This is a genomic window from Sphingomonas sp. NCPPB 2930, assembly GCF_042867205.1.
Lineage (GTDB): Bacteria > Pseudomonadota > Alphaproteobacteria > Sphingomonadales > Sphingomonadaceae > Sphingomonas.
This window is the reverse complement of the sequence record NZ_JBHZQU010000065.1, coordinates 1-287: the sequence shown is the minus strand read 5'-3', so window position 1 is coordinate 287 and position 287 is coordinate 1. Positions and strand designations below refer to the sequence as shown.

Here is a 287-nt window from a genome sequence, read left to right as displayed (position 1 = left end):
ACTGCTTCTGTTTGTTGCCATTTTATTTTCAGATGAACAGGACAGCGGAATTTCCAATATTCATTATGGAGGTGTGAATGTTTCCGCAGAAGTGCTGGCTCATAAGCCTATGGTAGAAAAATATGCCAAAGAATATGGCGTTGAAGAATATGTCAACATACTTCTTGCGATTATACAGGTGGAATCGGGCGGTACTGCGGAAGATGTTATGCAGTCCTCGGAATCCCTCGGTCTTCCACCTAATTCATTGAGTACAGAAGAATCCATTAAGCAAGGTGTGAAGTATT

The 287-nt window shown here is 41.5% G+C and carries 1 protein-coding gene; it reads left to right on the top strand.

Features of this window, described 5'->3' with window-relative positions; translation table 11 throughout:
* Position 1: 1 nt before the first annotated feature.
* The coding region (locus tag ACFX59_RS18380) for a lysozyme family protein (protein ID WP_387434520.1) at positions 2-287 on the top strand (286 nt) is incomplete at its 3' end.